The following is a 10,542-nucleotide window of genomic DNA, read 5'->3' on the forward strand; positions in this document are numbered from 1 at the left end:
GCATCAAGCTCCCATCACCAGAATCAGCGTTGCGCAAACGCAGGCGTACAACGCGCCTTCGAACAAGGCTTCATGCCAGACGAACCGCAGCACACCGAAGCGGCGCAGGATCCAGTCCAGCAGCAGGAAAACCGGAAAGGCCAGCAGCAGCGCCTGGGCGATTGGCGGCAAGTAGACGCCACCCACTTCCAGATCAATGGGCAAGGGCCGGAACTCCTTCCATGTCTACGGGTTGAAAGTGTTTGCGATGTCGCTCCAGAAACGACACCACAATCAGCAGCGCCACGCGCATCCTGAAGACCGACCACAGGTGTTCATGAACGTCTAAATGCAAGTCGTCCATTTCGTCGCCCAGGACCCGCAGGTTTCCGAGCAATTGCTCAAGGTCAATCCCTGGCCGTCCGGCGACCAATCGTCCAGTCTCACGGACTGCAGCCAGCAGACGGTTTTGTTGTTCAGTGCTCAGCAGCGTGTTGCTTCGTCCCTGTTGCCTTAGCTGGTTCAACGCCACACCCAGTGCCATGCACCCGAGGCTGACTTCGAACAGCTCGCTGGACTGCTTGTCGTGGGTGGCCGGTAGTAATCCCAACATCATGGTCAGACGATCGACCATGCGGCTTTCAAACGCAAATTGCTGCTCATCGGTGGCCGGTGTCTTCAGCAAAGCGTAGACCTGCTCGCAGTTTTCTTTGAACAGCCGGCGCATCCGCAAAACGGGCCTGAACGGAAAGATCAAGGCGTAGACACTGAGCGCAAGCGTGGCTGCGCAGGTATACGCAGCGGCAAACTCGAACCACAGAATGGCCGTGTTTTGGCCGATTCCCACGTTTTGCGGGCCCAGCAACAGCATCGTCGTCAGTCCAAGCCCAATGCCTGTGCCAGTGGTTGGTGGACTGGCCAGCCCTACCGCGACGGCATACAGCAATGGGGCGAACAACAAGGCGAGTAACTCGAAGTCACTGATCATCGGTACCAGCATGAACTGATACAGCGCCGACACCACCAAAGCCAGACCCAGCCCCCTGGCAAAGCTTTGACTGGCCAGATACGGTCGCGGAAAAGTCGCCATCAGCGAACAGAGAATCCCCAGCACGATCATCCCGCCACGAGCTCCGTCCCAAGCGGTCTCGATCCAGATCAGGCCGGCCACCAGCAACGCGGTAAATGCCCGGATCGCGTTCATCGCCGCCAGGGTGAAGTCCAGATGCAGCGGATTGTCCTGGCCGCGAAACACGCAACTGGCTTCACGCCCGCCCTGGATCGCGTCGCTCAGTTCGAGAATCTGGCCGAGCTGCTCCAGCATCCGCGCCTGCTCCCAGCGCAGAGCCCAGGCTAGTGAGCGTAGCGTGGCAGGCATCGTCTCGGTGAGTTGTTCGGCCTTGTAGGCCTGGTCATCGAAGCGCTGTTGCAGCGCCGAAAAATGATGGCGAGCCTCGGCTGATAACGAGCGTCCCTGCTGGGCCAATTCATCGAGAAAGGCCAGCTCTTCGGCGCGCAAACGCTGTATCTCCTCCGGCAACGCGCCTTCCCAGCGCTCGGCAAGCAGCTCCCGCTGGTGGCGCAAAGCCGTCAACCGCGAGGTCAGCAGCACCAGCTGATTACCCAGCAACTGCACCAGCCCATTGGCGCTGCGCAAACGTGGCGCATCGAAATACAAATGCCGACGTACGCCTTCCAGGGCGCTGATCGCGCCTAGCAGCTGCATCTGGCGCCGGTGGAAATCGGCTTCGCTTTCTTCGGTTCGAATGACGGCAGCAGCGTGGGTCGCGAGCAGCTTGATCACTTGATCGATCTTGGCGAAGTAATCCCGGGCCACGGCTTCCGGTCGCGCCGTAAGAAGGCTGACAACGCACACGCAGGCAACCGCCAAGAGTGTCTCGGTCACGCGGGTGACGGCCAGCAGGAACGTGCCGTCCTGATCAGGCACCGCCAGCAGTGCAACAACCACTGCCGTGTATCCGCTCAAAACAAACGCCTGGGAACTGGTGTAGCGCAACAAGGTGCCGCCGGCGGTACACAGCGCCAGCCACAAGGCCAGGGTGGTGATGAAAGGCAGCGGCGCCTGGGGAAAGATCGCCATGATCAACACCGCCACGACCGCACCCAGGGTGGTGCCGATGACCTGGCCGAAACTGCGGGCCAGGGCCATGCCGCCCAGTGGCTGGCTGACGATGACCACCGCCATGATCGACCACTTGGGCTGGTCGAGGTCGAACAAGAAGGCCAGATACAGCGTCAATAGCCCGGCCGCGATGGTTCTCAGGGCGAACAACAGCACCCCTTGCCCGGGGTTGAGTATCGCCTTTAAGTACTGAAGTAGCGGTTGCATGGGAACACTCATCGAGTCATCTCCAGCAAGCGTAGTCACTGCTTCGGTGCCTCGACAGGTTTCAGTGTCGACACAAGTTCCAGGCAAACTCGCCGATGGGTCAGACGCTTCCGATAGATATGCTCGATCACCCTTCAGCCATAGCGATTGGACAGAAACGAGCCGCGCTTCCAGGTTGGAACCGCTGCGAAAGCATCACTCGATAAAGCCCAGCCCCATGCTTGTGCGTCCCAAGCCGATCGAGTACGTACTGACCTGAGTCAGGGTTTGACTCCTGGCCCCTCCTGACCGAAGCTGACGCCTTTGTAAAAGCTGCCAGCCCCCGGACTCCTGCATGCCCAAGCCCCGCCGCTATCTGATCATCGGTCTGCTTATCGTGTTTGCCTGCGCCATTGCCTGGTTTTTTATGCGCAGTACTGCGCCAGTCGTGCCTCCTGCGGTGAAGCAGGGTTATGGCAAAGCGCTGGAACAGGCCCACAATGGCCAACCGGGCGCGGCGCGGGTGCTCTATCAACAACTGGCCCGCCCGGACCTGTCGGACAGCCAACGGGTCAGGCTACATGCAGAACTTCCCGACTACCCCAGCCCGCAAGCCTTGAAACTGGCCGAAGCCGATTTGCTCAACCCCTCGATAGTGGTTCGTCAGGCGGCAATACAGAGCATTGTCGGGCTGGTGCCTGGCGGGCAAAGGAGCCTGTTGCTCGGGCCCTTGCTCGAGGACAGGGAACAAAGTGTGCGTTTCGCCACCGCTAACGCGCTACTGGGGCTTTCGCCGGACGATCTGGGTTTGTATTTCGGTCCCCTGGAGCAAGTCCTCGACGAGTATGAATCAGTCCTCAAGGCCCAGCCCCAGAGTGTCGAGGCGCAATACCAACTGGCGCGCCTGCACCTGCACAACGCTCAATTGAAAGAGGCACAACAGGCTCTCGAAACGGTGCTGCGCCTGCAGCCTGAAAATCTACGCGCCGTCGTCACGCAGATTGAGGTGCTGGACAAACAAGGTCAGGCTGATGCTGCCCGGCAGTTGCTTGCCAGGCAGCTGCAAGAGCAATCCGGCTCGGCTTATCTGCAGCATGCCCTGGGTCTCTGGCTGTTGCATCACGGGCAAGGTGAATACGCCTTGCTGGGTCTGTCCAAAGCCGTGGAGCTTGAACCGGACAACAACGAATACCGATACGACCTGGCCACCACACTGCACGGCGAAAAAGAACTTGAGGCCGCACAAAAGCAGCTCGAAGAGATCGTTCAACGCCAGCCAGCCAATCGCAAGGCGCGGGTACTGCTGATCAACTACTGGAAAGAAAGCGGGCAACTGCAAAACGTGCAAATCCTGCTGGCGCAGCTGGAACAACAGAATCCGGATGACCCGGCGTTGCAGCAGGGGTTGTAGGCCCAAGCCTGCGACACCCCCCCGAAAGATCGTCCGAACGCGGGCTCGGCAACTCCTGCAGGTTATGCGTACACCTGATCATCCACGGCTGTACCAGGTCGATGCAGGATCTGCGCGAATGCCTGGTCCGCCGGTTGCGGTCTCGTAGAGAACAACCGCTCGCTACGCCAGCATTTCCTGAATTTTCTGCTGCAAGGTACTCAGGTTGAAGGGCTTTTCCAGGATCGGTGCAGTCCGCGTGATAGGGCTGCCAGATTCTCGAATTTCAGCCGCGTAACCACTGATAAAGATCACTTTCAGGTCCGGGCGAAGCTTGAGCGCAGGCTCGGCGATCATCACCCCGGTGATGCCACCGGGCAGTCGATAATCGGTGATCATGACGTCCAGGTTCGGTTTACTGGCCAGAATCTCGAAGGCCTGCTCGCCATTCTCGGCCTGTAATACCCGATAGCCCAGGCCCGACAGGTAGTCGGCGAGAAGCATCAGGATTACCGGTTCATCTTCGACGATCAGTACGACGTCTTGTGCATCTTCACTCATGGGAAGCCTTTGTTCGTTCAATAGCTGCCGGATACGACCATCCGGTCAAGCAGAGGTTGCGTCGCTTGTAGCTGTTTTCTACAGCAGCAGGCAAACGCGAAATAAGGAGCCTTCATAATCTTGCATTCAACAGTGATGGAGCCAGCATGGGCTTCGAGCCGTGCCTGGCCGCCTTCGGTGTACACGTGCAGGTCGATCGGACCCTTGGCGCCATAACGCAAAGCAATTGTCAGCAGGCTGGATACTACCTGTTCGATGGGGGACTCGTCCCGGTTGCCTTCTACCGGTAGATCGGCAACGAAGCTCACCGAGGATTCAGCCGAATCGACTTGCAGCGCGAAGTTCTGCAACAGGAAAAGCACAAATTGTGCCAGATAAAACCGGCTGGAGAGGATCGACAGCTTGCCGGTACGGAACCACGAAACATTGCGCATGCACACCGCTTAAAGGTCTTGGTGAAGTGCTGAAACACGGGGCTTGCTCCTGAGCCGGGCTGCTATTTTTCTGACAGCTTAGCGCGCAATGTCCTATGTCGTACCTGCCCTGGGTCAAGCAGAAGGTTATTCTTGTCGGCCGGTATACCGCTATGCTGTTTTGTACAACCTCGAGAACTTGTCGGGACTCGCTAATGGCTCATGCCAGTAGCGAGTCTGTTTCACCGACCGGCACCCGCGCCTTCACTTTTAGAGAGCCCCGCAATGTCCGCCATCGCCTCCACCGTCCTTGTAGTCGAAGACGACGCCATCGTACGCGAGCTGATCGTTGACGTATTGCAAGAGCTGGAGCTCAAGGTGCTTGAAGCCGATGGCAGCGAAACCGCCTTGAAACTTCTCGGGGACAGCGGGCAGACCATCGACCTGTTGATGACAGACGTCGGACTACCGGGCATGGACGGTAAAGAACTGGCAGTCCGTGCCCGTGAGCTTCGACCCACATTGCCAGTTCTGTTTGCCAGCGGTTATGCCGAAAGCATTGAAGCCCCGGTCGGCATGTCGGTCATCGGCAAGCCGTTCTCTATAGATCAACTGCGGGACAAGGTTCAGAGCATGCTCCGACAAGGGCGCTGAACGCCGCTTTAGAGTTCAGCCTTCTTGATTATTTTCGCGACTGTGTTTTTCGGCTCGCCTTGCCATGAACGCATCGATTTCGCTCGAGGACAGGAATTTCCATGCATTGACAAACACGGGATGGACGATTCTCACCCCCTATATCGTACAAACCGGTTTTGATTGGTACATGCTGGACTTGGACACCCTGACGCCGAGGGGACCCAAACTCATGAATTTTCAGTTAGAGATTGCCCCATCACCGACAGCAGCACGTTGAGCATCACCCCTCACTGATTAGCTTTAACAAGACCCAATCCACCCGGTCAGCTCCACCTCTTTGAGGTGGCTGCCGGGCGCCAACTCACCAGGCTGAAATGCCGTGAGAATCTGCGAAGCGACTTTCATCTGAAGCGTGGTTTAATTGCGCCCTTTTCGCGTCCCCTGCCACCCGCTCGCATCAAAGGAACCGTTCTATGAGTCAGCCTGCAACCAAAGTCCTGGTCATTGGTTACGTCTGGCCCGAGCCACGCTCATCCGCCGCCAGCGGGCATGTGATGCAGATCCTTGAGACTTTTTTGCAGCAGGGTTGGGACGTCACCTTCAGCAGTCCCGCGGGCATCGGAGAACATAAGGCGGACCTGCTTGCGTTGGGCATTCGCGAATGCCCGATCGAATTGAACAACAGCAGTTTCGACGCCTTTGTCGCCGAGCTGGCGCCGGATATCGTGCTGTTCGACCAGTTCATGATGGAAGAGCAATTCGGTTGGCGCGTCGAAAAACAATGCCCCGACGCCCTGCGCGTGCTGGAGACGTCGGACCTGCAAAGCCTGCGGCATGCGCGTCATCAGCGGCTCAAGGACCGCCTCAAAGCCGGCGATGACCAGGATGACTTCCGTACGCTATTCGCACCAGCCCTGCGCGAGGAATTCGAGCACATGGCCGACACTGATCTGGCCAAACGGGAAATCGCCGCACTCTATCGCTGCGATCTCAGCCTGATGATCTCCGAGGTCGAAATCGAACTGCTGGTCGAGCAATTCAAGGTGCCACGTAATTTGCTGCACTGGTGCCCACTGATGCTCGACCCGCCAGCACAGTCGTTCGCCCCGTTCGAAGACCGCGCGCACTTTCTGAGCATCGGCAACTTCCGCCATGCGCCGAATTGGGATGCGGTGCTCTGGATGAAAACCACCCTCTGGCCATTGATCCGTCAGCAACTGCCCGGTGCGCAGTTGCATATCTATGGTGCCTATACCCCGCCCAAGGCCACAGCGTTGCACAACCCGGCCCAAGGTTTTCATGTAATGAACTGGGCTGAGGATGCCTTACAGGTCATGGCTGCGGCGCGAATCTGTCTTGCACCGCTGCGTTTCGGCGCCGGGATCAAAGGCAAGATTGTCGATGCCATGCTCTGTGGCACCCCTAACGTCACGACCCCGATTGGCGCCGAAGCCATGGGTGGCGACCTGCCTTGGCCAGGCGCCATAGCCGAAACCGCGAGCACGCTGGCCGATGCCTCGGTGCAGCTCTATAAGGACAAGACGCTGTGGAATCAGGCTCAGGATCGTGGCCGTGAACTACTGGCCGCCCGTTACCAGCAACAGGTGCATGGCCCGGCGTTGATTGAACGCTTGCAGTCGTGCCGAATAGATCTGTTGCAACTACGACGGGACAATTTTACCGGCAGTATGCTTCGGCACCACCACCATAAAAGCACTCAATACATGGCGCAGTGGATCGAGGCGAAGAACCGAACTGCCCCTTAAGCCACACACTTCAATGGTTCATGATTTTTTGCCATTGAATACGCTGCACTTCTGCCCCAGACATTAACCTTGCTTGCTCCGCCAGCAAGGTGTCACGGTGCGATTAGTTATCCAGACATTTCAATTCCCCGCCACTCGCCGATCATTGAACTATATATAAAACTGTGTGACCAGCAGCCTTGGCGACACACACCGTGGATCACACTACAAAGCAACTTATTACCCTATTGATATTGAGCGATGGAATGCATTATGGCGACTTCAAAGGTTTTAACAGTGCCATTCTGGAGGCACTGGGATCGCGACTGATCCCCAAACAAAATAAATACTTGACTCCGGGGGGAATTAAAGAAGATTAGCAACCAGCAACGAATTGTACTGGCGACCCGGAGGCATCCTGACATGGACAGCCCGATATTCTGGCCAAAGATCGAACATAAGTGGAGTCGTAACGACATTACTTCCCCTGATGAACTGAAACAACACATTGCTCGCACATTAAAATCCCCACCTTCGGGTGCAATGCCCTGGTCACTATCTGCAACCAGTTATGAAAAACTGGCGGGGGTGAAAAGAATTGCCAAAGAGCTGAATGAATGGTTTGGTCCAACGTCTGGCTGGACACCAAAATGCAGCATTATCAATGTCGATTTTCTGGGCGATACTTTGCTCGTTGATTATTGCCGGGAAGTCAACATGGCGACGGGGCGAAACAAACACTGAACCTTTGGAAAAGCCGATACCTTTCCCACGGGTACGGCGGGCTGGTGCTGCCTGTCTGGAGAGGGCATCATCAGGACGCAAGAACAATAAAAGCGCCCCAAGATGACCCGAGCAGCCAGAATCACCGACCCTTCCTACGAATTGATGGACGACCACAACGGGTTGTCCATCATCTATCGGCAGCACGGCTTCCCATGCCCTCTGGTGCGCTGGCATTTCCATAAGGAGTACGAACTGCACCTGATCGTTGCCAGCTCCGGCAAGGTGTTCATTGGCGATTACATCGGTAATTTCTACCCCGAAACGCTCTTCCTCACCGGCCCCAACCTACCCCACAACTGGATCAGCCAGGTTGCCGAAGAGGAAGTGGTGCCCAAGCGCGACATGCTGGTGAACTTCACCGACGAGCTGTTCGAAAGCGGCCATCAGGTATTCTCCGAGCTGAAGGCGCTCACGCCTTTGCTCGAGCGCGCGCATTACGGAATCGAGTTCCGCTGCAAACACACCATTGGCCAGGCAATGACCTTGATGCAACACATCGCCGACTCCAAAGGTGCTACCCGGCTTGGGCACTTTTTCATTCTGCTGGAACTGCTCAGCACGTGCGACGATTACCAGGTGCTCTCGGGCGCGACTACCCCGCAACTGGCCGATGAGCACAATATCGACCGCACCAACCGCGCGGTGGATTACATCTTTGCTCATTACGCCCGCGAATTGCCGCTTGAAGAAGTCGCCGAATATCTGGGCATGAAACCTACGTATTTTTCCCGGGTGTTCAAGCAGGCCACGGGGCGCTGCTTCATCGAGTTCGTCAATCGCTTGCGCATCAGCAAGTCCTGCGAGCTGCTGGCTGATGGCAAAAAGCCGATCACCGATGTGTGTTTCGAATCTGGCTTCAACAATATTTCCAATTTCAACCGGCGTTTTCAGCAGCTCAAGGGCATGACGCCTTCGCACTATCGACGCTTGGCGGTGCAACGGTTGACTGAGCAGAATCTGTAAAATACACCCCTTGTTGATCGTTCCCACGCTCCGCGTGGTAACGCCGCCCTGGACGCTCCGCGTCCGTACGCGAATGTGACGCGCAGCGTCACGGAATGCATTCCCACGCGGAGCGTGGGAACGATCAGCGCTGACATTCTGCTGAATCGTTTATCCCGAATTATCCTCATCTTGTCCCCCAGTGCAAAATAGTATCGATTCAAGTGTCATGGATGATTTGTCATCGCACCGTTTGAGGGCTGTAATCAGCCCACATTCTTCCTTACCTGTGGAAGACACAAAAACAATAACGGTCCTTCTGCTGCCCACCGGGCGTAGAAGAGGAGTGCGCGATGAAACCCTCTGTAAAAGCTCTGCTTGTCACCACCTGCATGACCCTCAGCGGCGTCAGCCTTGGCGCACAAACCCTGACCATTGCCACGGTCAACAACAGCGACATGATCCGCATGCAAAAGCTCTCGAAGACCTTCGAAGCCGAGCACCCGGATATCAAGCTCAATTGGGTCGTGCTGGAAGAAAACGTCCTGCGCCAACGACTGACCACGGACATCGCCACCCAGGGCGGACAGTTCGACGTATTGACCATCGGTATGTACGAAGCCGCACTCTGGGGCGCCCAGGGTTGGCTGGAGCCGATGCGGGACCTGCCCGCCTCCTACGACCTCAACGATGTTTTCCCTTCGGTGCGTGCAGGCCTGTCGGTCAAGGGCACGCTCTACGCCTTGCCGTTCTATGCCGAAAGCTCCATGACCTACTACCGCACCGACCTGTTCAAGGATGCCGGGCTGACGATGCCTGAACATCCCACCTGGAAGCAGATCGGCGAGTTCGCCACCCTGCTGAACAAACCCGGGCAGGACCAATACGGCATCTGCCTGCGCGGCAAGGCCGGCTGGGGGGAAAACATTGCGCTGATTTCTACCATCGCCAATGCCTATGGAGCGCGCTGGTTCGATGAGAAATGGCAGCCGGAATTCAGCGGCCCCGAATGGAAAGACGCGGTGAATTTCTACGTTGACACCCTGAAGAAATCCGGCCCGCCAGGCGCGTCCAGTAACGGGTTCAACGAAAACCTGGCGTTGTTCAACAGCGGCAAATGCGCCATGTGGATTGATGCCACGGTGGCCGGTTCCTTCGTCACCGACAAAACCCAGAGCAAGGTCAGCGAGCATGTCGGCTTTGCTTATGCGCCCCATCAAGTGAGTGACCAGAGTTCGGCCTGGCTTTACTCCTGGTCCCTGGCGATCCCGACCAGCTCCAAAGCCAAGGATGCGGCAAAAACCTTCACCAGCTGGGCGACTTCCAAAGAGTATGGCGCACTGGTCGCCGAGAAAGACGGCATCGCCAACGTTCCCCCAGGCACCCGCGCTTCTACCTACAGCGAGGCCTACATGAGCGCGGCTCCGTTCGCCCGGGTGACGCTGGAATCGCTGAAAGCGGCCGACCCGAGCAAACCGACTATCAAACCCGTGCCTTACGTTGGTATCCAGTTGGTGACCATTCCTGAATTCCAGGCAATCGGCACTCAGGTGGGCAAGTTGTTCTCCGCCGCATTGACCGGTCAGAGCAGCGTCGACCAAGCCCTCGCCTCCGCCCAGCAAACCACCGAACGCGAGATGAAACGCGCCGGTTATCCCAAATAACCCGGAACCCCCTGTGGGAGCGCCGCACCGTCGCTCCCACATTTGATCTTCATCTGCCTGTCACCAATCGGTTGTGATCACCATGAATACTTCGACG

10 protein-coding genes are annotated in these 10,542 nt (G+C 57.3%); 6 read left to right on the forward strand and 4 right to left on the reverse strand.

Features of this window, described 5'->3' with window-relative positions; all coding sequences use genetic code 11:
- Positions 1-3: 3 nt before the first annotated feature.
- On the reverse strand, positions 4-204 hold the full coding sequence (locus AC07W5_RS18240; protein ID WP_494995315.1) for a DUF1656 domain-containing protein: 201 nt from the start codon (positions 202-204) through the stop codon (positions 4-6).
- Positions 194-2,341, reverse strand: a complete 2,148-nt coding sequence (locus AC07W5_RS18245; RefSeq protein ID WP_495024010.1) for an FUSC family protein — start codon at positions 2,339-2,341, stop codon at positions 194-196. The genes AC07W5_RS18240 and AC07W5_RS18245 overlap by 11 nt, the downstream gene beginning before the upstream one ends.
- Before the next feature lie 322 nt (positions 2,342-2,663).
- Between AC07W5_RS18245 and AC07W5_RS18250 the strand changes: the two genes are divergently transcribed.
- The gene (locus tag AC07W5_RS18250) at positions 2,664-3,719 is read left to right on the forward strand and encodes a tetratricopeptide repeat protein (RefSeq protein WP_495024011.1); all 1,056 of its coding nucleotides are present in this window, start codon (positions 2,664-2,666) and stop codon (positions 3,717-3,719) included.
- Positions 3,720-3,881: 162 nt separating this feature from the next.
- Here AC07W5_RS18250 and AC07W5_RS18255 read toward each other — a convergent pair whose 3' ends face one another.
- Positions 3,882-4,259 (reverse strand): response regulator, encoded by a 378-nt coding sequence (locus tag AC07W5_RS18255; protein WP_494995312.1) that lies wholly within the window; start codon positions 4,257-4,259, stop codon positions 3,882-3,884.
- Positions 4,260-4,276: 17 nt separating this feature from the next.
- Positions 4,277-4,693, reverse strand: a complete 417-nt coding sequence (locus AC07W5_RS18260; protein WP_495024012.1) for a histidine kinase — start codon at positions 4,691-4,693, stop codon at positions 4,277-4,279.
- A 264-nt stretch (positions 4,694-4,957) separates the two neighbouring features.
- On the opposite strand from AC07W5_RS18260, the gene AC07W5_RS18265 reads away from it, so the two are divergent.
- The 5 genes from AC07W5_RS18265 (at position 4,958) to AC07W5_RS18285 (ending at position 10,445) form a co-directional block, all read left to right on the forward strand.
- Complete coding sequence (locus AC07W5_RS18265) at positions 4,958-5,326, forward strand: response regulator (RefSeq protein WP_494995311.1); 369 nt, start codon at positions 4,958-4,960, stop codon at positions 5,324-5,326.
- Between the two features lie 455 nt (positions 5,327-5,781).
- The gene (locus AC07W5_RS18270) at positions 5,782-7,074 is read left to right on the forward strand and encodes a glycosyltransferase (RefSeq protein WP_495010871.1); all 1,293 of its coding nucleotides are present in this window, start codon (positions 5,782-5,784) and stop codon (positions 7,072-7,074) included.
- 402 nt (positions 7,075-7,476) lie between these two features.
- A complete protein-coding gene (locus AC07W5_RS18275; RefSeq protein WP_495024013.1) occupies positions 7,477-7,797 on the forward strand; it encodes a hypothetical protein in 321 nt (106 codons plus the stop codon).
- Between the two features lie 102 nt (positions 7,798-7,899).
- Positions 7,900-8,802, forward strand: a complete 903-nt coding sequence (locus tag AC07W5_RS18280; RefSeq protein WP_495024014.1) for a helix-turn-helix domain-containing protein — start codon at positions 7,900-7,902, stop codon at positions 8,800-8,802.
- A gap of 332 nt (positions 8,803-9,134) precedes the next feature.
- Positions 9,135-10,445, forward strand: coding sequence for an ABC transporter substrate-binding protein (locus tag AC07W5_RS18285; RefSeq protein ID WP_494995307.1), 1,311 nt, complete (start codon positions 9,135-9,137; stop codon positions 10,443-10,445).
- The last annotated feature ends 97 nt before the right edge of the window (positions 10,446-10,542 follow it).

The sequence above is a fragment of the Pseudomonas sp. GW821-FHT01E05 genome (genome assembly GCF_059422425.1).